This is a genomic window from Pacificibacter marinus (genome assembly GCF_900109555.1).
Classification (GTDB): Bacteria; Pseudomonadota; Alphaproteobacteria; order Rhodobacterales; family Rhodobacteraceae; genus Celeribacter; species Celeribacter marinus_C.
Genome location: NZ_FNZV01000020.1, coordinates 1 through 25,983 on the forward strand (window position 1 = coordinate 1; position 25,983 = coordinate 25,983).

Here is a 25,983-nt window from a genome sequence, read left to right on the forward strand (position 1 = left end):
ACAAAAGCCGACAAACAGTGAAGCTGACACCCTATAATCGATCCACAACAAGTTGCTTCTCTAAGAGCGCGATATACAGACGTTCGATCCATCGAATGAACCAAACCGCCCACATATCTCTTCAGTAATTATCAATGTCAAAGAGCGCTAAATCAACAAAAGCCAACCTAGACAGAGCCAAAAATAAAACCGATGCGCTAAATCTCTCCAGCGCGCCCGCTTAACTTAAACCTCTGATTTTCCTAAACTTCCCAGCTTCTCAGCCGCTCCGTCCGTCCCCTCAGCAACCTCGTCGCTTCCGGTAAGGGGGGTTCTAAGGTTACCAACACAAAGCCGCAAGTGGTTTCTTACAAAAATCCAAAACTTTTTGAAAAATACGTAAATAGTAATTAATTTCAATATGTTATAGGCTAATTCTTATTCAATCCGACCACACCACCCCACAGCTCACAGAACACTATCGCACAGAAAGGCAGATCCTCTTGGTTATCCACAGGGCTGATGCACACAACAACACCAAACCACCCCGACTCGCGTGTTGGAAACGCACATCGAGTCGCAGTTAAGGCCCATATCGCGCCAAGTTTTTCATAAATAGGTCTGCTGACACATCTCTCGGCGATTTGCGCAGGTATTCGGAGACGATTACTTCGAAGCGATCACAGCCCCCTCCCCACCCTAGAGATGCAAAAAGCCCCCACAGAAAACTGCAGGGGCTTTGATTGTTAGGTGCTAGTCGAAACTTACGCGTAGCGCACGTCGTCGTCCGCTTCGGTTTCAGGGGCTTTCAGCGCATTGATCAACCCGTCCAACGTCACAGCACCCAAGGGTTTCCCGTTTCTGTCGACGACAGGACAAGCTCCATCAGACGCAGCGTGCAGATGCGGCAAAGCTTGCTCTAGCGACATTGTGCCTTTGAGCGTTTTACCAGTGCCAGTGGCACCCTTTTTCACGATAGACCGCAAGCGCACGACCTTGGCGCGATTGATGTCACGGATAAAGTCGGTGATGTAATCATCAGCGGGGTTCATCACGATATCTTGTGGGTCACCCGATTGGATAATCTCGCCATCCCGCAAAATCGCGATGTTGTCGCCGATGTTCAAAGCTTCATCCAAATCATGAGTGATAAAGATGATGGTTTTGTGCAGTTCTTCTTGCAGTTCTAAAAGAATGGACTGCATATCGGTGCGGATCAAAGGATCAAGCGCCGAGAACGCTTCGTCCATCAACAAGATTTCCGCATCGGTGGCCAAAGCACGGGCCAGACCCACACGTTGTTGTTGACCGCCTGAAAGCTGTGAGGGGTATTGCTCTTCAAACCCAGCAAGACCCACACGATCAAGCCATTTAACGGCACGCTCTTTGGCCTCTTTGTCAGAGACCCCTTGGATCTCAAGCCCGTACATCGCGTTTTCCAACACGGTACGATGCGGCAAAAGCCCGAACTTTTGGAACACCATGGACATTTTAAAGCGGCGCAAGTCACGCAGCTGTTTGGCATCCATGTCCATGACATCTTCACCATCGATCCAAATTTCGCCATCGGTCGGTTCAATCAAGCGATTGAGGTGACGGATCAACGTGGATTTGCCTGATCCAGACAACCCCATGATAACCTGAATTTTGCGCGCCGGAATATCCAGATTGATGTTGTTCAGACCCAAAGCATGGCCCGTTTGGTCCATCAACTCAACTTTACCAACCCCCGTACGCACAGCATCCATTTGTGCTTCAGGACTGTCGCCAAAAATCTTGTACAGGTTTTTGATGCTGACCTTTGGTTCATCGATGGTGTCATCTGTTGGCAGAATTTCATGCTTAACCATGTCCAGTCTCCCTGTAAGCTTGCAGACGTTTACCGTAGCTTTGGCTGACGCGGTCAAAAATAATGGCGAGCGCGACAATGGCCAAACCATTCATCAAGCCCAAGGCCAGATATTGATTTGAAATAGAGCGCAACACAGGTCCGCCAAGTCCCTTCACACCAATCATTGATGCGATCACGACCATAGACAAAGCCATCATGATGGTTTGGTTCACACCGGCGAAAATGTTGGGCAAGGCCAATGGGATTTGCACCCCAAACAGTTTTTCACGACCAGAAGCACCAAAGGATTCAGCCGCCTCCATCACATCGCGGTCTACAAGGCGAATACCCAAGTTGGTCAAGCGCACGATAGGCGGCGCAGCGTAGATACACACGGCAAGCAGCCCTGGCACCTTGCCGATGCCCAACAGCATCACAACGGGCAGTAAGTAAACGAAAACCGGAATGGTTTGCATCACATCCAATATCGGCGTGATCACAGCCTGAGTGCGATTAGAACGCGACATCAAAATGCCGATCGGAATACCGATAGCGATACACAGCACCGTACAGACCGAAACAATGGCAAGCGTTGCCATCGTGTCTTCCCACATGCCAAGATAGCCGATGACAAGAAAGGCAATAACCGATCCGACAGTGATTTTCACAGACCGGGCACCAAGCCATGTCAGTGCAGCGATAACCAAAATAACCAATGGCCAAGGCGTGCTCAAAAGCAACCTTTCGAACCAGATTAAGAATTTAAGCAGTGGATTGAAGAAAGCTTCGATGTCGGGCCCATAGGCACGAGAAAAAGTGCGAAAGCTTTCGTCAATCCCTTGTTTTAGTGCGGACAGATCTTTTCTGCCCAACGCGGGAAATTCAGTGAGAAATTCCATAATGTGTCCCCTAATTGTTACAAAAAGGGCCTGCGATTAACCGAAACATCGGATCGCAGGCCCTAAATTTTGTCAGATTACAGGCTTAGAGGCCAGCTTTGACTTTTTCTGCAACGTCAGCGGGAACCCATTGAGTCCACAAGTCGCCTTGAGTTTCAAGGAACTCATAAGCTGCATCTTCACCAGTGGCTTGGTTGTCAGTCATGTACACAAGCATCGCGTTCATGACCTCACCAGGGTAAACACGGGCTTTAAAGTAGTCTGCCGCAGGGCCAGCTTTTGCAACGAAATCATCTGTTACAACAGATTCAACTTCGGATTCGATCCAAGACGTTGGTTGTGGGTCCAGACAATCTTGCTCAGCAAGAGCAACACAGTTGTTCCAGTTGTCATTGCCAGCGTATTCAGCTTCGAATGGCAACATCTGCAATTCGTATTTACCGATGATGGATGTTGGGCTCCAGTAGTAGCCGAACCAAGGCTCATCGCGCTCAACCGCTTTAGCGATAGAACCGTCAAGACCTGCAGCTGAACCTGGATCAACCAAAACCCAACCTTTGTCTTCCATGCCGTAGGCGCGGAAAAGGTTAGCGTTGATCAACTGACAGCCCCAACCAGCAGGACAGCCCATAAAGGCGCCTTTGGCATCGTCTTCGACATATGGGAACAACTCAGGGTGCGCGAGCAGTTTTTCAACTGTATCGAGCTCTGGGTGATCTTCTTTGAATTTCTTAGTGATCCACCAGCCTTCGCCAAGACCCGTGATCGGGCCACCGTTCAAAGCAACAAGGGATCCTTCTTCTTTGGCAGCAGCCAAAGGTGTCGCAACAGCGTTGATCCAAAGCTCAGGCGCGATATCTGGCACGCCTTTTTCGCTCATGGACGCAAATGTTGTTTGCGTGGCACCAGGAATAAGCTCGACATCACAGCCGTAGCCTTCTTCAAGAATAATCGCATCGACATTGGCCATCAACTCGGCAGAGGCCCAGTTCATTTCGGCAATCGAGATCGATCCACAGTCAGATGCAAACGCAGCGCCAGCAGATGCGATCAGGCCAAAGGCACTTGTCGCGACAAGTTTATTAAATTTCATTGTGGGAAGCTCCCGCTTTTTCTTCGTGTGTTCGCTGGTCAGGCACAAAAGCGAACACAGGGTCCACCCGCCTCTTCAACCAGTCACCACCCCGAATTGGGCGATTTCTCCGCAAGTCCGAATACCTGCCCAAAACTGAGCACCCCATAAATGAGGCCGACACGGCGGAGCGTGTGCATAAAGCAACATATTGAGGCCCAAGATGCAACCCGTTAGCAAAACTGTCATTAGTTCCGCTACGTAAACTTAACCAGCATCACAGCCCGCGTCACACTGCCCCAACCCCACCTACAGCTAGGAGGTTGCCCTAGGCGCAAGGCCTGAGTATCTGTGTGGCTCAGGATGCATAAGGACCTCACATGGCTGACCGCACACTTCAAGACGCCTCCGAGCGCGAAAAATCGAAAAAAATCGGCGCGCTTGGCCAATTATGGCCCTTTTTAAAGCCTTATCGCACTATGATGGTCTTGGCCTTTGTCGCCTTAATCCTCACCGCTTGCATCTCGCTCATTTTGCCACTTGCTGTGCGCCGCGTCGTGGACGGGTTCCAAACCTCCAGTGCGATGCTGTTGGATGGGTATTTCACCGCGGCTTTGGCCATTGCTGTGCTTTTGGCTGTTGGCACAGGCTTGCGTTATTATCTCGTAACGCGCCTTGGCGAACGCGTGGTGGCAGACATCCGCAAAGCCGTATTTGACCGCATGATCCGCATGTCGCCAGCATTTTTCGAAAAGGTCATGACGGGCGAAGTTTTGTCGCGCATCACCACCGACACTACATTGATCTTGTCGGTGATCGGCTCATCTATATCCGTCGCGTTGCGCAATATCATGATCTTGTTTGGAGGCATGATTTTGATGCTGTTCACATCAGGCAAGCTTACAGGGCTTGTGCTGTTGATTGTGCCCATTGTCATCGTGCCCATCGTTGTACTGGGACGCCGCTTGCGCAAGCTGTCACGTGAAAACCAAGAATGGATCGCATCCTCATCAGGCAGCGCATCCGAAGCTCTTTTGTCGGCCCAAACCATCCAAGCGTTCACAGCCGAAGCGTCTCAATCGGCGCATTTCTCAGACGTAACAGAAAAAAGCTTTGTCTCAGCGCACACCCGCGTCAAAACCCGCGCGATGATGACCGTCATCGTCATCACTTTGATTTTCTTCGGTGTGGTCGGCGTTTTGTGGATCGGGGCCAGAGATGTGCGCACGGGCACGATGACCATCGGGGAATTGGTACAATTTGTGATCTACGCGATCATGGTCGCGGGCGCTGCGGGGGCTTTGTCTGAAATCTGGGGCGAATTACAACGTGCCGCCGGCGCGACTGAGCGTTTGGTTGATCTTTTAGGGGCCACAGATCCTGTCAAAGACCCCAAAACGCCAGCCGGTTTGCCCAGCCCAGTTAAGGGCGAGATCACATTTGACGCTGTGCAGTTTTCATACCCATCGCGACCTCAAATGTCGGCCTTGGACAATGTCACCTTCACCGTGAAAGCGGGTGAAACCATTGCCTTGGTTGGTCCATCTGGTGCGGGAAAATCCACCATCATCCAACTGTTGCAACGCTTTTATGATCCGCAATCTGGCAGCATTTCAATTGACGGCGTGCCCCTCAATACGATGGAGCGCGCAGCCTTTCGCGCCCATATCGCACTTGTGCCGCAAGACCCTGTTATCTTTGCGGCCTCTGCCGCTGACAACATTCGATTTGGCCGCCCAGACGCAAGCGATGCCGATGTGATTGCAGCCGCGAAAGCCGCTGCAGCGGATGAATTTCTAGCCGCCCTGCCCGAAGGCTACGACAGCTATGTCGGGGAACGTGGCATCATGTTGTCTGGCGGACAAAAACAACGCATCGCCATCGCCCGTGCGATCTTACGTGATGCACCGATTTTGTTGCTGGATGAGGCCACATCAGCGCTGGATTCCGAAAGTGAAAAACTTGTGCAAGAAGCCGTCGAAGATATGGCCAAAACGCGCACAACTTTGATCGTGGCACACCGCTTGGCGACCGTCAAAAAAGCCGACCGTATTTTTGTTTTTGAAAATGGAAGAATTATCGCGACAGGCACCCACGATGCGCTGGTCGCACAAGGCGGACTTTATGCGCGCTTGGCACGCCTACAGTTCACCGATGGGGAATAAGAGCCCCCATCTCCCCTTTTCTAACCATAGCAAAATCGCGTTGGTATATCGCAAGACAATGTACAAAGTTTAAAAGGTAGGACAGTCCTATGGGTATTTGGAATTTCGTAAAAGGCGCGGGCAAATCCGTTTTCAACAAAAAGGACGCCGAGCCAAACAAAGACGATCTGCTGGCTGAAATCGCAGCATTGGGTCTAGAGGCAGAAGGCCTTGATGTCACAGTTGAAGGCGACAAAGTTAAGGTATCGGGCACCGCGTCCCAAGAGATGAAAGAAAAAGTCATCTTGGCCGTTGGCAACGTTGAAGGCATCGCATCTGTCGAAGATGAAATCTCGGGCGCAGACCCTGTGTTTCACGAAGTTAAAAAAGGCGAGACACTTTGGGGTATCTCCAAAGATACGCTTGGTAACGGTAACCGCTACATGGAAATTTTTGACGCAAACAAGCCGATGTTGTCACACCCTGACAAAATCTACCCCGGTCAAAACCTGCGTATCCCACAAGATATTTCAGCGTAAACTCACGTTGAGTTCAAAACGAAAAGGCGTCCCCCGGGACGCCTTTTTTGTGTTCATATAATGGATTAGACGAAATTGGCCGCGCGGCTAGACGCGCTCCACCAATACAGATCCTACAGAATACCCTGCACCGAAAGAACAGATCAGCCCCATATCGCCCACCTTCAGATCATCTGAATGTTGCGCAAATGTGATGATCGATCCCGCCGAAGACGTATTGGCGTAGTCTTGCAAAATATTGGGTTGTTCGCTTGGTTCAGGCACGCGGCCCAAAACCTTTTTACCGATATAATCGTTCATGGTTTTATTCGCTTGGTGCAACCAAAGCCGCTTCAAATCATCGGCTTCAACACCACTCGCCAGCATGTGATCCGCGATATGCGTGCTGACCAAAGGCAAAACCTCTTTGAACACCTTGCGGCCATTTTGCATGAACAACATATCACGATGATCGCCAAGCGTATCTTGGGCGCGACGCAAAAAGCCACTGTTGTTGCGGATATTATTGGAAAACTGCGAAGCACATCTGGTTGAGATGATTTTAAACTTGGGTTGTTTCGCAACGTCCGCAGCCTCAAGCACCACAGCCGTTGCTACATCGCCAAAGATAAAGTGGCAGTCTCGGTCACGCCATTCCAAATGCCCCGAAGTGATTTCAGGCGAAACAATCAAGGCGCGTTTGGCAGAACCGCTGCGGATCATATCTGCCGCCGCTTGCAACCCAAAGGTTGCCGACGAACAGGCCACATTCATATCAAAGGCAAAGCCCCCTGCCCCCAAAAGCGCTTGGATTTCCACCGCCATCGCAGGATAAGCCCGTTCATGATTGGACGCTGCACAGATCACCAGATCAATATCTGCACCCGAAAGTCCAGCTTGATCCAACGCGGTCTGCGCCGCCTTAAGCGCAATTTCGGCACTCATTGACGGGTCCTCATCGGCGCGCTGTTTATAGCGCGGCCCCATGCGGGTTGGGTCCAAAATGCCAGACTTTTCCATAACATATCGGCTTTCAATACCAGATGCATTATAGATAAATTCAGAGGATGACGGAGACTTTGCAGCTACAGTTCCCGCTGCGATTTCATCTGCATGGTCTGCGTTGAACAGCATGACATAGGCGTTGAAACTGTCTACCAATTCCTCATTACTAATAGATTGAGGCGGTGTGAAAACACCCGTCCCGCTAACAACAACATCAACCATTTATTCCCCTCGGCATCACCCTGCGCCTTTAAGTAAGCCTAAGCGCACAGATTTCATCGGTCCAGCATTCACCATGCTCTTGACGTAGCGTTCCAACTGTAAAACACGTGTGACGCAGCGTTGACTGACACCTTGATAGGCTTGTGCCACGCGCGCTTTGTGATCATCATACCCATCAGGGAGACTTGGCGCGCATCTGCGTACCATCCACGGGAGGACATAACTATATGGCAAATGATTTCACATCACTTGCGGCGCGCGACATCATTGATACGGAAATGACATTCGAAGAGCGTGACACAGGACATACAATTTACGAACGCCTAACACGCACCAAAGACGCCTTTGGGCAACGCCCTGCGTTTTCGTACCAGATCACCTCTGGCCCCAAAGACAAGGCCGAAACGCTGACATGGGATGACATACATGACCAAGTCACCCAAGCGGCCAATATGTTTCGTGCGCTTGGTGTCACCGAAACCGATGTGATTGCTTATGTTTTGCCCAATGCCAATGAAACCGCCGTCACCTTTTTGGGCGGAATGGTTGCGGGCATTGTAAATCCGATCAACCCCTTGCTGGATGCCACACAAATTGCATCTATTTTGCGTGAAACTGGTGCCAAAGTGGTGGTCACGCTCAAGCCATTCCCGAAAACAGACGTCGCACAAAAAGTGGCCGAAGCGGTGCAGAGCGCGCCCAATGTCACGACTGTGCTTGAAGTTGATTTGCTGCGCTATTTGGCTCCGCCCAAAAGCTGGATTGTACCGCTCATACGGCCCAAAAACCCGAATGCTACGGGGCACAAAGCCAAAGTGTTAAACTTTAAGACCGAGTTGGCCAAGCAGCCAAAAACGTTGACGTTTGAAGACAAACCTGTCGATCGTGTCGCGGCTTATTTCCACACGGGCGGCACAACGGGCATGCCCAAAGTCGCACAGCACAAGAATTCTGGCATGTTGTACAATGGCTGGCTTGGAACGCGGTTGTTGTTCAGTGAAACAGACAACATTATGTGCCCGCTGCCGATGTTCCATGTTTTTGCCTGCCATGTCATTATCATGTCGATGATCACATCTGGCGCACATGGCATCTTTCCGACCCCAGCAGGCTATCGTGGAGAAGGTGTTTTTGACAACTTCTGGAAGCTCGTTGAACGCTGGAAAATCTCTTTTGTCATCACCGTGCCCACAGCGATTTCAGCCCTGATGCAACGACCTATTGATGCGGATATTTCCAGTATCAAAACGGCGTTTTCAGGATCTTCCCCATTGCCGATCGAACTGTACAAAAGGTTTGAAAAATCAACGGGTGTTGAGATTATCGAAGGCTATGGCCTGACCGAAGCCACCTGTCTTGTTGCGTGTAATCCTGTTGGGGGGATCAAAAAAATCGGTTCTGTTGGCATTCCTTTCCCGCATACCGATGTCAAAATTCTCAACCACACCGCTGATGGCCCTGTTGAATGTGGCACGGATTTGGTGGGTGAAATTTGCATCGATAGTCCAGGTGTTTTTGCCGGCTCCACCTATACTGAAGTCGACAAAAACCACGACCTATTTCACCATGACCGCTACCTGCGCACAGGCGATTTGGGGCGCATTGATGCTGATGGGTATTTGTGGATCACGGGACGCGCCAAAGATCTTATCATTCGTGGTGGGCACAACATTGATCCCGCAGAAATCGAAGAGGCACTGGCCGGCCATGACAGCGTTGCTTTTGTGGGTGCTATTGGTCAGCCCTGCGCCTATTCCGGCGAGCTGCCTTGCGCCTATGTCGAGCTTGTGGATGGCGCATCAGTCACCGTTGACGAGTTGATGGATTATGCACGCGCCCATATTCATGAACGCGCTGCATTCCCTAAATACATTGAAATCATTGATGAGTTGCCAAAAACCGCTGTGGGCAAAGTCTTTAAGCCAGATTTACGCAAACGCGCTATCACGCGAGTCTTTGATGATGCGCTTAAAAAAGCGGGGCACGCACAGCGCGTCAGCATTGTCATTGACGATAAAAAGCTTGGTCTGGTTGCAAAAATTGCACCGCGCATTTCTGCAGATGCGGATGCAATCGCAACCTGTTTGGGACAGTTTGCAACCCGTTGGGATTGGGACGAAACGTCAACCTAAAGATCACCCTAGCAATAGTTTTTGGAAAGGCCTCAGACAATCTGGGGCCTTTTTTTCTGAACACCGTCGCGAGAATATAGATACAAATGTCTGAAATTTGGTGGTTTTCACCACTCTTTAACCCGCATCCAGACATAGTAGTGCCTTAGTTTAGACTTCAATTGGTCCTGTAAATTACCGCGCCTTTCTGGCCATGCGCCAGTCAAAGCGCATTTATTTAGGAAGTCCGATATGATTGTTATTTTGCTTATTTTTACTCTGTTATCCGCCTTTACGGCGGCAGCCATCATCATGATTATGGGCTTTTCATTTTGGATCGCACTGGCCCTCTACCCCGTAACCGGGATTGTAGCATTGGTTATTGGTGCCGCGGCCATCGCGTTTGGTAAAACATACTTTGCAGTTCGCCAAACCCCAACGGCCCCCTCACACGCTTAAAACCATGAGGAAAGCGTGATAAGACTCCCATTCAAAGTCCCCGCATTTTAATCTTGAGGCAATCCCATGGCCCTTCGCTCATAAGGGGCCAATGCCATCTCGGCCTCAATTGCCTCACGTGGCGTATGTGTACACAAAATCATCCGCGCCGCGCCGATCATATCCTTGGGCATGCGCGCTACGGCTGAGGATGCCGACAGATTAGTACATCAGGAACAAGCAAGCAGCCATAGGGGGACCAAACACACGACAGTCAAGTTAAGCCACTGTAATTAAAAATATATTATATATGAAACTGGTGCTGCTGGGGGACAACGAACAAAGGTCTCGCAGAGCAGCGCGTCACAGTAATAAGTACAATAAAAATAATAACTTATAAAATAGTTCATCGCACAAAGTCGCAAGACATTGCGCAAGACTGAACCTCATTGTGTGGGGCTGAGTGTGGGGCTATAAATACAAAGTAAGATCGATAAATCCCCTAGCCAGTCCCACAACAATGAATCAATTTGACACTTATGCCAATTCTAACAGCCCTCAAAATAAACAATGCGCCAGCTGGCACCTACAGCGATGGTGACGGACTTCGTCTATTTAAGCGCGAGAGTAGTGGAAAATGGGAATGGCGATATCAATTTATGGGGAAGCGCCGCGACATGGGCCTTGGTCCGTGGCCGACAGTCTCACTCAAAGAAGCCCGCCTTGAGCGCGACAAATGGGCCGCAGTACGTAGAGGGGGGCAAGATCCTTTGACGGTGCGCAACGCACAGCGCGACGTTGCACGAAGAGCAATGGAAAAGTCAGACCCCACCTTTGAAGAAATGGCGCGACAAACATTTGAGGCTAAAAGAGGTGGATTACGAGGCGATGGCATTCGCGGCCGATGGTTCAGCCCCATAAAACATCATGCCATTCCAAAGCTAGGCTCGCGAAAAATAGCTGATATTGATCAACACGACATTTACAATGCATTAAAACCGATCTGGCACACCAAACATCCGACGGCAAAAAAGGTTGTCGAGCGCATGCGAATGGTTTTCCTTCACGCACAAATGACAGGGGTCGACTGCGACCCCGTAACCGTGGATCGCGCCAAGCATATACTTGGGGAGATAAAGTCTACTGCTCAAAATCACGCATCGATCCCATGGCAAGACGCGCCAAGCATTTATGCAAAGCTTTCAAAGGCACCATCGGGACAGGCCATAAGATTCCTAATGCTTACTGGGGTGCGCAGCGCAGCAGCACGACGCGCAATGTTCTCGGAAATTCAGGGCGATATCTGGACCGTGCCATCTGATCGGGTAAAGGGCGCAGAGGGAAAGGTCTCAGACTTCCGAGTCCCCCTGTCCTCTGCGGCACTCGATTTAATAGAACAATGCAGCCTGTTTGGGTCAGAATTTATTTTCCCTTCACCTAGTGGGATGGCTGGAATTTCAGATGTTGGTGCAGCGAAGCAATTGAAGCTAGTCGCCCCTAAAATGACGATCCACGGGCTACGCTCTACATTTAGAACTTGGGTTCAAGATACCGCGCAGCCATGGGATGTGGCAGAGACCGTTCTAGGCCACTCAATAGGAAACAAAGTTGAACGCGCCTACACGCGGTCCGACCTACTCGACCAGCGCCGCATTTTAATGCAAAAGTGGGCGAACTTTTTGACGCAACAAGATGATAAGGTCGTTAACCCATACGGCCGAACCACGAGATAATTCGACAGAATGCTCATGTTCGGATTACTGGTTTGCCACAGTTTGGTACCAGTCGTTTTCGGACAATGGTTTTTATGACGGTGCAACATCAAACCGTGAAAGATCCAATAAGGCGACCGTTTAGGGGCCATCCGGTCGCACCGACCGGATCTGTTCTTTTTGCGATGGCGGTCGATGGCCCATCAAATGACAGAATTTCCCAATCAGCTAAAGCAAAACCTCACTAGGGAGATGCGGCCAAGCACCCCTCTTATCAAGTTGTAATGCGAATAGCCTCGGAGCTGATCGAAAATGCTGCGCGGTACACGAACGTCCATAATGCCAAACTCCAGCAGAGAAGTTTGCACAGTAAGTTGCGTCGATCAATTGAGCTCACCGCCGTTCTCGTTGATCGACAATAAGGCGGATTAGTATTATCTCAGCACAATCTTGAACGATTGCAACTGCTACATCATCGCATGGAAGCTTTGCACTGTCTGAGTATGTGATGTCGCGACGAGGGCGTATCGAATACGCTACGTCAAAGAACGGTCAGGATTAGAAATCCTGCTGAACTTCGTTGCTTGCATCGCTGATCGCAGCTCCAGCAGATGATATATCTCGGCCCGCACCCTGAACAGTCTCACAGGCGGCGAGTGTCGCAAGGCCAAAAATTAGTGCTGAAATTCGAATGATATACATTGGGATATTCCTACCAAAAGTTTCATGTGGACAACATCAAAGTACCCGATCTCTTTCGAATTCTTCGATGAGCCCTTCGAGCGAGTTGCGCCCATACCTGTTTAGGTCATCACGCTTAGCGTCTATTCCACATCGATCTCCGGGTCGGAGGGCTCGACAGAATAGGTGGGTGCCGCTTCACGAACATCTGCGGCAGTGGCTTCTTCTTCAGCACTTTCCGCACCCGAGGCTGTGGCAACCTCGTCTCCGTTCCAGTAAACAATAACGGCAGCCACAAAAGCGATGACCAGAGCCATCCCTATGAGGGGGCCGCGATGGCGACGTTTCTGTTTTTCCAGGTTTGTATCAGGTGGACTCATTTGATATCTCCTTCAAAACTTACTCAGTTAACGTTTGAGATCCGGAAAAGTTCCAATATCCGTCAATTAAATCTAGGACCTGCCCCGTTTTCGTGCCGCCCCAAGTGCTCGCTTAAGCCACCTTCCGTTCGAAAGTGACTGGACTTTTTCAACCCAGTGCTGAGTGGCGGCGGCGTGGATTGTAGAAGTCGTTGATGTCTTCGAAGATCGTCATCTCAGCTTGTCTGCGTGTGTTCCAAGTGTCTCGCCAGATCAACTCTGCCTTGATAGTTTTGAAGAACGTTTCGACAGCAGTGAGGGCCATTGAGGGCCACATCTCATCATAGTCTCACATGAGCAACGATGGAACCAATCGTAAAATTGCGTGTTGTACCCGAGATAATCCAAAGGTGTAACAATGACCGAGACCACGTCATCAATAAAAGTGGCCTTTATTGGCATGGGGCCGCGTGGATTGGGCGCTCTAGAGGCGCTTGTTGAAAGCTGTGCGTCTTCAGGACGGCCAATTGAAATAAACATTTTTGATGAATTGGATCTTGGTGGTGCAGGCCCGAATTTCGATCCCGTGCAGTCCTATCTGGGGTTGCTCAACACGCCGCTGCGCGACGTAGAGATCAAGCCGGTTCTTGATTTACCATGTGGCGGTTTTCAGGACTGGTTGAAGGGTCAAGGTCAGCCAGATAGAGACCATTTTGCGCCACGATCCAAGCTTGGATCTTACCTTCAGCGACGGCTCCATGATGTTATGGATACCTATAAAACGAACCTCACTGTCACTTTCCATAAAGCCCATGCGGTATCCTTGCATCAGTGTGGAGCGGCTTGGATGGTTTCAACAGAGGACGATGATTATGGGCCGTTCGACGAGGTTTTGCTCGTGCTGGGGCAGCCGCGAACTGCGATAGATAAACAATGGGAAGCGTGGATTGATCATGCGCAAGATAGTGGTGCATGTTGCATGCAAGCCTATCCGGACCGCCACGTTCTGGCCGCTGCAAAAGGCTGGGCCAATCGTAACGTTGGCATTCGCGGGCTTGGCTTGTCGACGTTTGACGTGTTGCGGTATCTGACCGTGGGCCAAGGCGGGACGTTCAAGAACGGAACTTACCAGAAGTCCGGTGCAGAACCTGCCCGTATTTTTGCATTCTCGCTAGACGGCCAGCCGCCGTTTCCAAAACCGGTTGATGCTGCGCATGACGATCATTTCACACTTACAAAATCAGAGGCAGATCAGTTTGCCGTCGCGTTACATGGCGCGGCAACGCATGGGCCCGAAAGGGCGCTGGACCTCATTTGCGGTGTCTTGGCTGGCCCTGTTGCACGGATCGGATCCAACTTAGGCGCGGATTTCGACAGTCCCGATGTGCGAGAGTGGCTTGAAACAGAATGTTCGTCAGCAGGTGATCAGGAAGCCGGTGACCCTGTTGCTACGCTAAAGCACGGGATTGACATGGCAGACGGGACAGTGCCACCCACAGTGGGGTATGTCCTCGGCCAAATCTGGCGAAAGTTGCAGAATGAACTACGCGTGGGTTTCAATAGCGCGCCCGCGTCCGCCGAAACGGCAAAGGCCATCATCGATTTTGACGAGGGGCTGAAACGGTATTCTTACGGTCCGCCATTAAGTTCTGCGCGCGAACTTCTGGCATTGATTGAGTGTGGGCAGGTTAGTTTGGCGGTTGTCGATGACCCCAGCATATCCTTGATAGAAGACGGTTGGCGCCTTTCAGACGATGCGCAAGCAACTGTTTCCGTCATGATCAATGCAGTACTGCCGCCACCGTCACTCGCAAAGATCACTGACCCATTGATTGCTCAGCTTAGATCGCAAAGCCTGTTGTGCGAACTTTACGAAGGTTCTGGAGCCAAAGCATTGCCGGATGGACAGATTATGAATTCCGAAGGTGACTGCTCCAAGGGACTTAGCTTGCTGGGTCGGCTTGCGCTTGGCAGCGTTATAGCCGTGGACTCCGTCCATGATTGTTTTGGCGCATCGACCGTTCGTTGGGCGCAAGGAGTTATCCATAGACGTCAGACTCCGTGAATCTGCTACGTTGCCGAGCACGATTTGGAACCTTCTCATCACGAGCCTGTTTTATACTAGTAGGAGGCGAAAATGACACAAGGAAACACACACGCCCTAAACGATGTTCTTGATCGTCTTGAGGGCGCGTTAGAAGGCGAAAAAGTGCGTATTGGTGAAGTTGTGGCGGCTATTGGGCACAGTTCTTTCGCATCGCTCATGCTGTTTTTTGCGTTGATGTGCACGTCACCGGCAAGCGCCATTCCCGGCCTCACGACAGTAACTGCCCTGGTCGTTTTTACTTTGACGGCGCAATTGATTGCCGGACGCGATTCTGTTTGGATGCCGGATTTTATAATGCGCCATCGCATGTCGACAAAAACAATCGGCAAAGGCATCGCATGGCTTCGCAAACCAGTGGGTTTCGTTGAAAAGTTTCTAAAGGCGCGCCTTACTTTTGTATTCCATCGGCCTTGGCTTTGGGCCCCTTTGATCCTGATCCTGTGTTTGACGTTATTCATGCCGTTTATGGAAATAATACCGGCATCTGGGTCAGTCGCGTCCGCTGTCATTGCCCTTTTTGCGGCCGGATTGCTGACCCGTGACGGCGTTCTTGCCCTGATCTCGCTTATTGCGCTTTTGGCTGTTCCCGTCGCGGTATGGCAGGTCGGTTTTGTTTAAGAGGCATTTGCACACTTTCGCAACGCGCCGCACAAGGCGCCCGATTGCAGTGGTCCATAGGCATGTATCTATGCTCATGACCTCTCCAGCCACTGCGACCCGTTTAAACTCGTCCGCAAGCCAAATTTCCTTAATTATATCCGCCCCTTGGTTCCAAAATTACCGGAGTTTCTGGCAAAGGCTGAACGGCAACCACACGAGATTTATCGCCGAACAGAAATTGCAGATCACTTGCTCGGAATATCTATGACCAAGTGCGGCGTGCCGTCTGACGTTTTGCGGGGTGATCGGCCGTTGGGTCCTACCATGCCTCTGATATGTCGGCGCATGTTTGAGAAGCTTTCGAACTGCACCGTATCAACAGGTTCGTTCAGCTGAAGCGAAACCTGCGTGTTTGCGCCCACCTTTGAAAGAGCTACGATCCGCCCAGTGAAGGCCTGCCCCAGATAGTGCCCGCTAACTTCGTCATTGAGATGAAAAAGCTGCGGCTCTGCCCGTGACAGCTTGGCTTGAAGCGTATTCCAATCTCGGGCACCATTCTGATGGGCGACGAGTTCCAGTGCCCGCGCATGGGTGATGGTTGTGCCTTGCGCGGCGAGTGATGCGCGCAAGGCCTTAGCTTGGGATTTAGCCTCTATCACAGATTGTAGGTTCATCGTGCTTTCTCCTGACCCGACAATCCAAAACCAATGTTGTCTTTGCCAGTCCTTTGGGACGCGAACACAATCCAAATGGCGATACTAACCACGATCGCGTCAGCAATTGGGAAGGCAAGCCAGATCGCTTGTGTGCCATAAAAAATGCCCAAAGTGGCGATCAGCAGAGGGCTGAACACAAAGGGCTTAATCAACGTTAGAGCGGCGGTATGTACGGGTTTTCCAATAGCTTGAAAATAGAGGGCGAGCACAAGAACCGGACCAGAAAACAGATAGAGGGACGACATTGGGCGCAAAATGACCCCAACCTGTGCGATCACCCGTTGATCGCTGACAAAGCCTCGGCCAATCCAAGCACTTCCGGAAAGCAAGATCATCTCAATGGCAGCACAATAAAGAACGGCTACAGTGAGGGCGATCCGCAGGATAGCATTTGAGCGGTGGTAAAGCTTTGCGCCCACGTTGTTTCCGACAATACTTTGGGTTGCCAATGCAATGGCCATGAGGGGCATGAATGTGAAACTGAAAATTCGGGTCACGATGCCGTAAGCGGCAATCCCCTCGACATAGCCGGTGTCGGACGTCAGTCGCAGCGTCGAGATCACCGTTCCTGAAACCAACGCTATCCCGATGAAGCTAAGACTGACAGGGGCTCCAAGGACCAATATCGCTTTCCATTTCCCAACCCAACTTGCGTTTCTAAGGACCGTAAGGGACAAGATTTCTTGCCTGGGCAAACGCAAGCCTAAAAGAAGTGCAAGGCCTACCCCCTGGGCAATTGCCGTTCCCCAAGCTGACCCCGCAACGCCCATGTCGAGGCGCACGATCAACACGTAATTCAATGCGATATTGGCGAGTGTGACGCCGACTGATATCAACGCCATCAGGCCCGCACGCCCTTCGTTGCGCCCCGCGTCTGCATGGACGCTCAAGAGCAGTTGCACAGGCGTCGCAAGGATCATGATAGCCAAATAGGTATAAGCCATGTGTCCAATGTCAGGCTGGCCGTCCGCAAGCGCGTCTATGACGACCCCACCGAAGATACCAAAGGCCGATATGAGCAAAAGTGACAGAAACAGCGCCAGACCATGCGCCTGCGCGAATACAGCAACCGCATCACTATGATTTCCTGCCCCCAAGTGACGTGCGAGAAGGCTGGACATCCCCCCGCCGACAAGGGTCGAGAGTGCTATTGTGATCATGATAACAGGGAATACGACGCTGACGGCTGCAAGGGCATCAGCCCCCACGAAGTGGCCCAGAAACACAGCATCTACGACGGTCAAAAGACCGCTCATCACCATGATAAGCATCATAGGCAGAGCATTGGCGACAAAAAGCCGCCTCGGCGTAGTCGTTAAAAATCGATTTTCGGATGCGTTTTGGGACGACATCATTCACTCCTCAAATGAGGCATTTCTGATGGGATGGGAGCCTGCGTTGCCACCTGCGAAATGCTTCGAGGGTGTATGTCTTTGTCAATTTGAGCTTCACCGAGACTTGCGTCCGCAGGCGGCAGGTGCCCAATACCTACACCCGTACTACGGTCTTATTATTGGCAGTGTCAAGTTGAACCTGGTTCATTGACATCACCCAACATTTTGCTTTTTCGACACCCAAACAAGCCGTTCAAAAAGGACCGTTTTTGGGGCGCGTAGAAATTACTACTGCTTAGCTGCCTATTTCCGCAAAGCAGTCATTTGCCCTAATGCAGTCAATGTCGGCTTGGTTCTGCAGAGCAGAACTCGGCGTGTAAAATTAGACCAAACAACATTCGCAGCCGCAGCTAAGGTCCAGTTTAAGCCCTCACCTACCGATGCTGCGACACGCTCGGACGTCTGCTCAGAAGAAACTTCGCACCTGACTTAAAACAGAACCTGGATCTTCGAGTTGCGGCAGATGTCCGACGCCGGGCATGGTGGCGAACTCTGCATCCTGCATAAGGTCGTGAAGGCTACGGCCTCGTTCCAACGGAATCCAAGGATCGTCCTCACCCCAGAGGATCTTTGCCGGACGCGGACCTCACCGAAATGCGGCTCGACCTCCGCAGTGTATTTCTCGTCCGCCTGAGCGAATTGGCGATAGAAGCTGGAAGCCCCTTTCTCTGTCAGCCATGGCGCGACGAGGTTTTCCAGATCGTCCGCCGGAATGACATTGACGAGGGCCCCTTCGATGTAGGCGGTGACCAATGCGCGATGGATGTGCGGGGGTAGGCCCTGAAAAGCATCGACGTGGTGCCCCATATGATCGAAGAAGTCGGACCCCCATGGGCGCATGGCCACCACGTTCATAAGCAAATATTTCTCGAAATCGCATTTGTGCAGCAGATGGGCGCGCAACGTTGTTGCACCGCCAAAATCGTGCGCGACGACACATGGGCGGGACACCCCCCAATGCTCCAGCATCTCGGCAAAGACTTCGCCTTGAACATCCAGCGAAGTCCGCTGATCAGCACTCTTGGCTGATTGGCCGTAACCCGGCATGTCATACCAGTAGACGCGGAAATCCTTTGCCAGATCGGGGATCACGCGATGCCACGAAAAAGAAGACCATGGCCATCCATGCGCCAGCACAAGATCCGGCCCTTCGCCTGCGCGGCCTGCTGCGACCTTGCCCGCCGCAGTCTCATACGACTCATCCAAATTCCAACCCAAAATCCGATCCTCCATTTCCGCAAATAGTATATCATAAACGTCAAAATATCTGGAATAGCACACACTGGCGCAATCGCAGCGAAATGGGACTCCGTCCCGCAGTGGAGACCATGATCTTCGAGCGTTCGGATGTCCGTTTTAGCCATCAATACTGCAAGAACCATACGTTTGTGCCACCGGTATAAACGAGTTATTTTGAAACGCCTGTTATCAGCCTATAGCGAATAACTTTTCAAACTCCCTCGCACCAACCATACTGAATGTCACCACGCGGGTCTTCTGATCCCGCTTCGCCCAAGACATTTCTTCAAAGCGGCTCAGGAAGGCGCGACCAAGACTTCCTGCCAAATGGGATCTGCGTTCGCTCCAATCCAGACATTCGCGACAAAGCGGTGTCCGGTTGCTTCTTAAGCCATCTAGGTCGATCTGAAAACCTGCCGCAAATTTTGCGCCACTCTCGGTCAGGTTCAGATCATCACCGACCAATGCAAGATGCCCCTGCGCCATCAAGCTGTCGAACAGTTGCGTTCCCATATCTCCCGCAAGATGGTTGTAGCAAACACGCGCTTTGCGCAGTTCGGTATCTTTGGGGCCAGTACGCTTGCGCAAATGGCCCGATCCGGCGGCAAGACCCATCAGACCCTCAAGCACATGGGCAACGTCATCGCTGGCAAGCGAAAAGTATTTGTGCCGCCCTTGTTTGCGTGGGCGCAGCAAGCCGCCTTGGTCAAGCTTCGATAGGTGCGAACTGGCGGTCTGGATGGTCACGCCAGCTTCTTCGGCCAGCTCACTCACGGTCAATGCCTTACCGCCCATCAAAGCAGTCAGCATGTTCGCGCGGGCAGGATCACCGATCAGTGCGGCGATGTGTGCAATGTCAGGACCTTCTTTCATAGTTCGAGCGTAGTCGAAGTGTTTTCTCACGGCAACAGGATAGAAACGGCTCAACAGTTTTGAAAAGGAGCCTGTAATGCTGACCTGTGTGATCCGCTACCAAATCGACCCGACGAAAAAAGTCCAATTTGAGGAATATGCGCAAAATTGGGGCCAAGCGATCCCGCGCTGCGGTGCCGATCTGACTGGATATTATGCACCCCACGAAGGGTCCAGCACATTGGCCTATGGCATCTACAACGTGAAGAGCCTCGCAGATTATGAAGCTTATCGTGCCAGATTGGCTGATGATCCGCTTGGTCGGAAAAATTATGAATTTGCCCAAAAAGAGAAATTTTTGCTGCGCGAGGATCGCACTTTTCTGAAATTGGTATCCACGCCCCACGGTCCGGATGCGTCAAGATGATTGCCGTTATATTTGAAGTTGAACCAGCGGCGGGCCGCAAGGATGAATACCTTGATATCGCAGTTGAGATACGCCCGATGCTTGACCAGATCGAGGGCTTTATCTCTGTCGAGCGGTTTCAAAGCCTGACCGACCCGCGCAAAGTCCTGTCGCTATCGTTCTTTGAAGATGAGGCTGCAATCGCACGGTGGCGGGCTCTTAACGCACATCGCGGCGCACAAGCTAAGGGCAGAGAGGGCGTCTTTAACGACTACCGCCTTCGTATTGCAAGCGTGGTGCGTGACTACGGTATGTTTGACCGCGTTCAAGCACCTATGGATTCAAAAGCTGTTCATACGAGCAGGATCAATGATAATTCCAAGTAGTGACAGCTCTCTTTATTTCATCATGCAGCGGTCCAAAAGCGACCGTTTGTTTAGCGGTCAAAATTGGCGGCGATCAGATACCCGTTTCTCGAAAGCAGCCATTGGCGCCATTTTGACCAAACGACAGCTTTGCCCTTTGAAACCACAGGAAGCTGCGCCGCAGTGCTCGACATTCTTGTGATAGGCAGGTCTGGGCCGTTCGCGTCGATCGACACCAAGGACCGAAAGACATTATCTGCAGAAGTCACTTAGGTCTGCTATGCGGAAATTTTACCAGTCGACGTATCGGTTCCAAAGGCCCTTTGACTAAACTCGCAATTGACAGACGATATATGAAATTTCAGTTTGTCACGAACTTCAGCCTCACTAAAACTGTCAAAATAAAATTTTAGGCTTGAAACTAAGTTCGCTTGAGAGTGATGTCTTACTACCGTCAAATTCGTGGCACATCATGTTGGAGAAATAGATGAAATTCGCAACTTTTGATCTCGAGGCATTCGAAAAAGCAGAGTTATCTCAGCGAACTATACTTGCCGCGCAGCTGGATAAGATCTGTAGAGACAGCGGGTTTCTCGTTTTGACGGGGCACGGCGTTCCGGATAACTGTATCACTGACATGCAGTCCACAATGCAAACATTCTTTAAGCAAACACCTGATGACAAACAAAAAGTTAAAGCACCCTACCCCGGTTACCCCTATGGTTATCTGGGGCCAAATAGCGAAGCACTCGCCAAGTCAAAAGGCGTGGATACGCCACCAGACCTGAAGGAAAGCTTCAACGGCGGGCCGCAAGACGTTCCCAATGATATAGTCGATCCTGAAGCATTGGAATTTTGTTACGTCCCAACAATATGGCCGGACCTTGAAAGCTTCAAACCCACTTGGCAAACTTATTATGGCGAGATGGAAAATCTAGCCTCGCGGATTATGGTGGCATTTGCAGTCGCGCTGAACTTGCCTGATGACTTCTTCGAAGATTACATCAATCATCCGATTTCCGCTTTGCGGGCGCTGAATTATCCAGCAACGGATGATGTTTCTTTGCCAGATCAGCAACGAGCAGGTGCGCACACTGACTATGGATCATTGACGATCTTGCTGCCGCAAGCTGAAAGCCAAGGTCTACAAGTTGCATTGCCGGATGGGGGCTGGCTTGATGTACCGACTCCCGAAGGTGCATTTGTAATCAATATTGGAGATCTAATGGCGCGATGGACTGCCGACCGTTGGGTCAGCACATTGCACCGCGTCGTCGCAAAACCACATCAACCTGCACGGCAATCATTGGCGTTTTTTCACCAACCCAATTGGGACGCCGTGATTACGCCCTTAGATGGCTCCAACAAATACGAAGACGTTCTCTCAGGGCCGTATTTGATGGAAAAGTTCAAAAGCACCGGATCTTAAATACTAAATTTTTTTAGCCAAACGCTACTCTTTAAATGTGGCTATTCGTTCTGTCACAAAAATAGGACAATGAGCTAAAATTACCGTTAGCCACGTTGAGTACCAAGTTCCGTTCCGGCCTGTTCGCAACAACAAAAAGCCTCGCCTATTCGGCGGGGCTTCACGTCGATCGACACTCAGGGCGGGAAGCAGACGTTCGCTGCAGATGCAATTCGCCATTGAGGACGTCGCGAAAACTGACTTTGTAGATCCTATGGCGCAATATTATTTTAGCACGTATTCAGCTGATATGCCCAAGCATTAATATGGTCAGCTACACAGGCCTTTCGCAAATTATATTTTTGAAAAATCAGCTTTAGATTGTGTGATGAGCCATTTCAGAGGCATGATGATCAAGAAACCATTTTAAAAGAGCCGTATTTAATGACATCAACAATTCTCAAGCTGACAATTAGTAACTTTCGAGGGGTCCAAGACCTTGAATGGTATCCCTCGGCAAGTATGAATTTTATTCTCGGTGGAGGCGACACTGGCAAGACAACGGTGTTGGAAGCTATTGACTTGTTGTTTTCACCTTCTACTTCATTTTCGGTCTCCGAGACTGATTACTGGATGCGGGACACCACTAATAGCTTTACAATCGAGGGGGTGGTTCGACTAGGGGATGACGTTGATATCAATGCACAACCAAATATGGTCTATCCATGGCATTGGGACGGAAATAGAGCAGTAATCCCTGACACCAATGAAGATAACGAAGGCAACGATGAGGTCTACAGGTTCCGGTTTGCAGCGAACGAGCAGCAAGAAACCTTATGGGAGATTGTTCAACCAGATGAGAGTACCGTTCGCTTTTCCGTCGGGCTTAGGAGGCAGATCGGACTGGTATCACTCCCTAGTGACGAGCGAAACGACAAAGACCTGAGGTTGGTCTTTGGCTCTGCACTGGACCGGCACATAGGTGACCCATCTTTGCGCTCCCGCATAGGAACACAAGTCGCTTCAATCGACCTACAGGGCGAACTGTCGGAGGAAGCCAAGGTGGCACTTACTGCACTTGACGCCAAGTTCGCGGAAAAGGCACTTCCCAGCGGTGTGTCAATTGGCTTGACGAGTTCAAAGGGTATTTCAATTGGGTCATTTGTTGGCTTGCTTGCTCAAAAGGAGCCGAATACACCACTTCCGATCTCGAGCTGGGGGGCGGGAACCAGACGCTTGGCAAGTCTCGAGATTGGAGCGGCCAATGCTACGGCCCCGTCTTTCGTCACGGTGGACGAAATCGAACGAGGACTTGAGCCTTACCGTTTAAGGCAATTACTCACCGGTCTTTCCAGGCAGGGTGGGCAGAAATTCGTAACGACGCACAGCCCAATAGCGCTGGCTGCGTCACCTGAAGCGCAATTATGGTACATGGACAGCTCCGGTCGCTTAGGCGCGTTGCCGTCTGATTTTGTTAAAAAACAGCAGAAGAATGATCCTGAAACCTTCTTGGCCCGCGTTGCAGTCATTGCAGAGGGGATTACTGAAGTAGGATTTCTCAACCACTTGCTGACATTGGCACTCGATTGCCCTCCCCAAGATTACGGCATTCGCGTTTGTAACGGGCAAGGCAATGATCACACAGAAAAATTACTCACAGCTCTTGATCAGGCGGGGCTCAAATTTGCAGGCCTCGCCGACAATGAGGGAGTCAGGGCTGGTAGCTGGGCAGCGTTAAAGGAAAAATTGGGCGATCTACTGCTTCAGTGGGAGGAAGGTTGCACGGAAGAGGCCGTCATCTCCGCCATTCCTGATCATCAAATTTCCAGTTTGATCGGCGAAGAAGGGGAAGATAAAACAAGTGTCCGCTTGCAACATCTAAAAGTTCGCTCTGGGGCCGAAGAAAGGACACTGGCGAGCATCTGCGCAGCCCTTGAGGGTACTGGAAAAAGTATGAAGCAGCTGGTTATTGAAGCCGCGAGCGGGAACAAAGACGGCGCACCCGAAGACGATAAAAAGGCTTGGCAAAAGCACGCCTCGAGTTGGTTTAAATCTGAAGCTGGGGGTGCTGAGCTCGCCCAGAAAGTAATTGCGCTTGGTGGCTGGGATGACCTTTCTGAGCGCTTGCTTCCCTTAATCAACTCTATTTTGAATTCGGTTGAGCTTAAACCTATCGAAAATATTCCAGATGCCAGATAAATCTGTTTTCGATTTGCTGCGAAGTGATGAGCCTTTAGTCGTGATCGAAGCGCCTGCTGGTTGCGGAAAGACCTATCAAGGTGCGGAATTTGCGCATGACATTGCGCCTACGCTCGGTAAGGGCCGTGTGCTTATCCTCACGCATACCAACGCAGCCTGCGACGTTTTCGCACAACGGACACGAGGTATCTCTAGCAACGCAGTTGAAATCAGAACAATAGATGCGCTGATCTGCCAGATCGCCAGTACTTATCACAAAGTACTCGACCTTCCGCCAGACCCGACTGTTTGGGCATATACTCAAAATGGGTTCGCCGAACTCGCGACTCGTGTTTCGGCATTCCTTCAAAAAAACCCGATTGTGCCGACAGCTTTAGCACGTCGCTATCCAATCATTGTTTGCGACGAGCATCAGGACGCATCGCCAGAACACCACCAGATTGTGATGGCAATCCATGAGCAAGGTGCAAAGCTGCGTGTCTTTGGGGACCGGATGCAAAGCATTTACGAAAGCAACGCGAAGGCGGCGGTAAATCATCGAGAGCGTTGGGAGGCGCTAGTCGCAAGTGCAGCGCATGATGAACTTGATTTTCCACATCGATGGGCGAACGATGCCGGAGGTTGTTCCGAACTTGGTGATTGGGTACTGAAAGCGCGCCAGACCCTTTTGGCTAAGGAGAAAATCGATTTAACTACGGGGCTCCCAGCTGCTGTCAAAGTGATTATTGCTGCGAACACCACTCAGGCTCGGGGCGGTTACCATGTCAATTGGTTGCAACGAAAACCCTTGGATGACCATCTGAATGGTCACGATGAGCTTTTCGTTCTTGCCAGCAGCAATGACCTTGTTCGCAGTATGCGTTCGTTCTGGAACCGGAGAATTCCGATTTGGGAAGGCCACACGCGCGGCGCTTTGCATGAATTGCTATCGGACATTCAGTCCATCGACGGTGATGCGGTCAGAGCGGGTGAGGCACTTACAAAGTTCATGTCGACTATTGCAAAGGGGTTTTCTGCTTCTACACACGGCGATACCTTAAAGGCTGAAATTAAATGCGGCTGCGCGAAACCCCGAAGAGGGAGCCCAGGAAACATACAAAGTCTGGCTAAGATGCTGTTGGCTGATCCAACCCATGTTGGAATTTCGAATGCGATCTCAGTGATTGCACAGTTCATTGAAGACTCTGCTGCGGGGTTCGCCGACGTAAAAGTCGATTATAAACGTGAATTCTGGGAAGCGCAAAAGCTCGCCCAGTACGAAGATGCCTCTCGGGGCTATGCTGAAATCACAATGCGCCGCAGTGTCTTGCGCCCCAAACCTTTTCTAAAGACACTCTCGACTGTTCACAAAGCCAAGGGGTTGGAGTGCAGCAATACTATGATCATGGAATGCGACCGCAACAGCTTTGGCGACACGATATATGGAAGGTGCAAACTATATGTGGCTCTAAGTCGTGCTAAATCGTCATTGGCAATAATTTTTCCGGAAACAAACCCAAGCCCGCTTTTTAAGCTTCCGTAATTACGCGCTTTGATCCACATGAATTGTCAATATTTGCCTCCGTACGCTGCGCTGCAGCATCATGTAGATGAGCGAATGTCCGGTTTGGGCCGTTCGCGTCGGTCGACACCAAGGGCGGATTGCCGACCTTCGCTGCATGTGCGAACTTTGCGGCCCTCGCACTCCAAAACGGCCATTCATTTGAGGCCATAACGACTTGAACCG

22 protein-coding genes and 1 pseudogene are annotated in these 25,983 nt (G+C 50.9%); 12 read left to right on the forward strand and 11 right to left on the reverse strand.

All coding sequences use genetic code 11. The features are described 5' to 3' along the window. Positions 1 to 743: 743 nt before the first annotated feature. The 3 genes from BM025_RS17735 to BM025_RS17745 all read right to left on the reverse strand — a co-directional run bounded on the left by BM025_RS17735 (position 744) and on the right by BM025_RS17745 (position 3,802). Positions 744 to 1,829, reverse strand: a complete 1,086-nt coding sequence (locus tag BM025_RS17735) for a quaternary amine ABC transporter ATP-binding protein (RefSeq protein WP_170842229.1) — start codon at positions 1,827 to 1,829, stop codon at positions 744 to 746. Next, positions 1,822 to 2,709 carry an ABC transporter permease gene (locus BM025_RS17740; protein ID WP_085850764.1) on the reverse strand — a complete coding sequence of 296 codons (888 nt, stop codon included), beginning with the start codon at positions 2,707 to 2,709 and terminating at the stop codon, positions 1,822 to 1,824. Before BM025_RS17740 ends, BM025_RS17735 begins: the two co-directional genes overlap by 8 nt. 85 nt (positions 2,710 to 2,794) lie before the next feature. After that, positions 2,795 to 3,802: an ABC transporter substrate-binding protein gene (locus tag BM025_RS17745; RefSeq protein ID WP_085850765.1), complete on the reverse strand. Its 1,008-nt coding sequence runs from the start codon at positions 3,800 to 3,802 to the stop codon at positions 2,795 to 2,797. 359 nt (positions 3,803 to 4,161) lie between these two features. Between BM025_RS17745 and BM025_RS17750 the strand changes: the two genes are divergently transcribed. Next, positions 4,162 to 5,946 (forward strand): ABC transporter transmembrane domain-containing protein, encoded by a 1,785-nt coding sequence (locus BM025_RS17750; protein ID WP_085850766.1) that lies wholly within the window; start codon positions 4,162 to 4,164, stop codon positions 5,944 to 5,946. An 89-nt stretch (positions 5,947 to 6,035) separates the two neighbouring features. Further along, the gene (lysM, locus tag BM025_RS17755; RefSeq protein ID WP_085850767.1) at positions 6,036 to 6,464 is read left to right on the forward strand and encodes a peptidoglycan-binding protein LysM; all 429 of its coding nucleotides are present in this window, start codon (positions 6,036 to 6,038) and stop codon (positions 6,462 to 6,464) included. An 87-nt stretch (positions 6,465 to 6,551) separates the two neighbouring features. Here the strand turns inward: lysM and BM025_RS17760 are convergent, their stop codons facing one another. After that, positions 6,552 to 7,670: a beta-ketoacyl-ACP synthase III gene (locus BM025_RS17760; protein WP_085850768.1), complete on the reverse strand. Its 1,119-nt coding sequence runs from the start codon at positions 7,668 to 7,670 to the stop codon at positions 6,552 to 6,554. A gap of 227 nt (positions 7,671 to 7,897) precedes the next feature. Here BM025_RS17760 and BM025_RS17770 point away from each other — a divergent pair, with 227 nt between their 5' ends. From BM025_RS17770 to BM025_RS17780, 3 genes are all read left to right on the forward strand, one after another. Further along, complete coding sequence (locus BM025_RS17770) at positions 7,898 to 9,802, forward strand: acyl-CoA synthetase (protein ID WP_085850770.1); 1,905 nt, start codon at positions 7,898 to 7,900, stop codon at positions 9,800 to 9,802. A gap of 231 nt (positions 9,803 to 10,033) precedes the next feature. Continuing rightward, on the forward strand, positions 10,034 to 10,240 hold the full coding sequence (locus BM025_RS17775) for a hypothetical protein (protein WP_085850771.1): 207 nt from the start codon (positions 10,034 to 10,036) through the stop codon (positions 10,238 to 10,240). Positions 10,241 to 10,758: 518 nt separating this feature from the next. Further along, positions 10,759 to 11,952 carry a tyrosine-type recombinase/integrase gene (locus BM025_RS17780; protein WP_085850772.1) on the forward strand — a complete coding sequence of 398 codons (1,194 nt, stop codon included), beginning with the start codon at positions 10,759 to 10,761 and terminating at the stop codon, positions 11,950 to 11,952. 537 nt (positions 11,953 to 12,489) lie between these two features. Here the strand turns inward: BM025_RS17780 and BM025_RS17785 are convergent. The 3 genes and pseudogenes from BM025_RS17785 to BM025_RS17795 form a co-directional block, all read right to left on the reverse strand. Continuing rightward, positions 12,490 to 12,633, reverse strand: a complete 144-nt coding sequence (locus BM025_RS17785; RefSeq protein WP_085850773.1) for an entericidin A/B family lipoprotein — start codon at positions 12,631 to 12,633, stop codon at positions 12,490 to 12,492. A gap of 122 nt (positions 12,634 to 12,755) precedes the next feature. Then, positions 12,756 to 12,992 (reverse strand): hypothetical protein, encoded by a 237-nt coding sequence (locus BM025_RS17790; RefSeq protein WP_085850774.1) that lies wholly within the window; start codon positions 12,990 to 12,992, stop codon positions 12,756 to 12,758. 148 nt (positions 12,993 to 13,140) lie between these two features. Then, positions 13,141 to 13,284, reverse strand: a pseudogene (locus BM025_RS17795) (IS3 family transposase); the annotation flags it as partial. 105 nt (positions 13,285 to 13,389) lie between these two features. Between BM025_RS17795 and BM025_RS17800 the strand changes: the two are divergent. Next, positions 13,390 to 15,036, forward strand: a complete 1,647-nt coding sequence (locus BM025_RS17800; RefSeq protein ID WP_085850775.1) for an FAD/NAD(P)-binding protein — start codon at positions 13,390 to 13,392, stop codon at positions 15,034 to 15,036. A 72-nt stretch (positions 15,037 to 15,108) separates the two neighbouring features. Further along, the gene (locus BM025_RS17805; protein WP_085850776.1) at positions 15,109 to 15,696 is read left to right on the forward strand and encodes an exopolysaccharide biosynthesis protein; all 588 of its coding nucleotides are present in this window, start codon (positions 15,109 to 15,111) and stop codon (positions 15,694 to 15,696) included. Between the two features lie 227 nt (positions 15,697 to 15,923). Here the strand turns inward: BM025_RS17805 and BM025_RS17810 are convergent, their stop codons facing one another. The 4 genes from BM025_RS17810 to BM025_RS17825 all read right to left on the reverse strand — a co-directional run bounded on the left by BM025_RS17810 (position 15,924) and on the right by BM025_RS17825 (position 19,900). Continuing rightward, a complete protein-coding gene (locus BM025_RS17810) occupies positions 15,924 to 16,352 on the reverse strand; it encodes a glyoxalase superfamily protein (protein WP_085850777.1) in 429 nt (142 codons plus the stop codon). Next, a complete protein-coding gene (locus BM025_RS17815) occupies positions 16,349 to 17,746 on the reverse strand; it encodes an MATE family efflux transporter (protein WP_085850798.1) in 1,398 nt (465 codons plus the stop codon). Before BM025_RS17815 ends, BM025_RS17810 begins: the two co-directional genes overlap by 4 nt. 471 nt (positions 17,747 to 18,217) lie before the next feature. Beyond that, positions 18,218 to 19,006, reverse strand: coding sequence for an alpha/beta fold hydrolase (locus tag BM025_RS17820; protein ID WP_211753596.1), 789 nt, complete (start codon positions 19,004 to 19,006; stop codon positions 18,218 to 18,220). A 210-nt stretch (positions 19,007 to 19,216) separates the two neighbouring features. Continuing rightward, a complete protein-coding gene (locus tag BM025_RS17825) occupies positions 19,217 to 19,900 on the reverse strand; it encodes an ArsR/SmtB family transcription factor (RefSeq protein ID WP_085850778.1) in 684 nt (227 codons plus the stop codon). Between the two features lie 76 nt (positions 19,901 to 19,976). Between BM025_RS17825 and BM025_RS17830 the strand changes: the two genes are divergently transcribed. The 5 genes from BM025_RS17830 to BM025_RS17855 all read left to right on the forward strand — a co-directional run bounded on the left by BM025_RS17830 (position 19,977) and on the right by BM025_RS17855 (position 25,779). Continuing rightward, a complete protein-coding gene (locus BM025_RS17830; RefSeq protein WP_085850779.1) occupies positions 19,977 to 20,306 on the forward strand; it encodes an NIPSNAP family protein in 330 nt (109 codons plus the stop codon). Continuing rightward, positions 20,303 to 20,671 carry an antibiotic biosynthesis monooxygenase family protein gene (locus tag BM025_RS17835; RefSeq protein ID WP_085850780.1) on the forward strand — a complete coding sequence of 123 codons (369 nt, stop codon included), beginning with the start codon at positions 20,303 to 20,305 and terminating at the stop codon, positions 20,669 to 20,671. Before BM025_RS17830 ends, BM025_RS17835 begins: the two co-directional genes overlap by 4 nt. A 466-nt stretch (positions 20,672 to 21,137) precedes the next feature. After that, complete coding sequence (locus BM025_RS17845) at positions 21,138 to 22,079, forward strand: isopenicillin N synthase family dioxygenase (RefSeq protein ID WP_085850782.1); 942 nt, start codon at positions 21,138 to 21,140, stop codon at positions 22,077 to 22,079. A 360-nt stretch (positions 22,080 to 22,439) separates the two neighbouring features. Continuing rightward, complete coding sequence (locus tag BM025_RS17850) at positions 22,440 to 24,257, forward strand: ATP-dependent nuclease (protein ID WP_211753597.1); 1,818 nt, start codon at positions 22,440 to 22,442, stop codon at positions 24,255 to 24,257. Further along, positions 24,247 to 25,779, forward strand: coding sequence for a UvrD-helicase domain-containing protein (locus BM025_RS17855; RefSeq protein WP_085850784.1), 1,533 nt, complete (start codon positions 24,247 to 24,249; stop codon positions 25,777 to 25,779). Before BM025_RS17850 ends, BM025_RS17855 begins: the two co-directional genes overlap by 11 nt. The last annotated feature ends 204 nt before the right edge of the window (positions 25,780 to 25,983 follow it).

Excerpts from the sequence above, each read along its gene's own strand:
- BM025_RS17775 (WP_085850771.1), top strand. The coding sequence starts at position 10,034 with ATGATTGTTATTTTGCTTATTTTTACTCTGTTATCCGCCTTTACGGCG.
- BM025_RS17825 (WP_085850778.1), bottom strand. The coding sequence starts at position 19,900 with ATGAAAGAAGGTCCTGACATTGCACACATCGCCGCACTGATCGGTGAT.
- BM025_RS17835 (WP_085850780.1), top strand. The coding sequence starts at position 20,303 with ATGATTGCCGTTATATTTGAAGTTGAACCAGCGGCGGGCCGCAAGGAT.
- BM025_RS17810 (WP_085850777.1), bottom strand. The coding sequence starts at position 16,352 with ATGAACCTACAATCTGTGATAGAGGCTAAATCCCAAGCTAAGGCCTTG.
- BM025_RS17800 (WP_085850775.1), top strand. The coding sequence starts at position 13,390 with ATGACCGAGACCACGTCATCAATAAAAGTGGCCTTTATTGGCATGGGG.
- BM025_RS17770 (WP_085850770.1), top strand. The coding sequence starts at position 7,898 with ATGGCAAATGATTTCACATCACTTGCGGCGCGCGACATCATTGATACG.
- BM025_RS17780 (WP_085850772.1), top strand. The coding sequence starts at position 10,759 with ATGCCAATTCTAACAGCCCTCAAAATAAACAATGCGCCAGCTGGCACC.
- BM025_RS17830 (WP_085850779.1), top strand. The coding sequence starts at position 19,977 with ATGCTGACCTGTGTGATCCGCTACCAAATCGACCCGACGAAAAAAGTC.
- BM025_RS17785 (WP_085850773.1), bottom strand. The coding sequence starts at position 12,633 with ATGTATATCATTCGAATTTCAGCACTAATTTTTGGCCTTGCGACACTC.
- BM025_RS17740 (WP_085850764.1), bottom strand. The coding sequence starts at position 2,709 with ATGGAATTTCTCACTGAATTTCCCGCGTTGGGCAGAAAAGATCTGTCC.
- BM025_RS17815 (WP_085850798.1), bottom strand. The coding sequence starts at position 17,746 with ATGTCGTCCCAAAACGCATCCGAAAATCGATTTTTAACGACTACGCCG.
- BM025_RS17745 (WP_085850765.1), bottom strand. The coding sequence starts at position 3,802 with ATGAAATTTAATAAACTTGTCGCGACAAGTGCCTTTGGCCTGATCGCA.
- lysM (WP_085850767.1), top strand. The coding sequence starts at position 6,036 with ATGGGTATTTGGAATTTCGTAAAAGGCGCGGGCAAATCCGTTTTCAAC.
- BM025_RS17735 (WP_170842229.1), bottom strand. The coding sequence starts at position 1,829 with ATGGTTAAGCATGAAATTCTGCCAACAGATGACACCATCGATGAACCA.
- BM025_RS17845 (WP_085850782.1), top strand. The coding sequence starts at position 21,138 with ATGAAATTCGCAACTTTTGATCTCGAGGCATTCGAAAAAGCAGAGTTA.
- BM025_RS17790 (WP_085850774.1), bottom strand. The coding sequence starts at position 12,992 with ATGAGTCCACCTGATACAAACCTGGAAAAACAGAAACGTCGCCATCGC.
- BM025_RS17760 (WP_085850768.1), bottom strand. The coding sequence starts at position 7,670 with ATGGTTGATGTTGTTGTTAGCGGGACGGGTGTTTTCACACCGCCTCAA.
- BM025_RS17805 (WP_085850776.1), top strand. The coding sequence starts at position 15,109 with ATGACACAAGGAAACACACACGCCCTAAACGATGTTCTTGATCGTCTT.
- BM025_RS17855 (WP_085850784.1), top strand. The coding sequence starts at position 24,247 with ATGCCAGATAAATCTGTTTTCGATTTGCTGCGAAGTGATGAGCCTTTA.
- BM025_RS17750 (WP_085850766.1), top strand. The coding sequence starts at position 4,162 with ATGGCTGACCGCACACTTCAAGACGCCTCCGAGCGCGAAAAATCGAAA.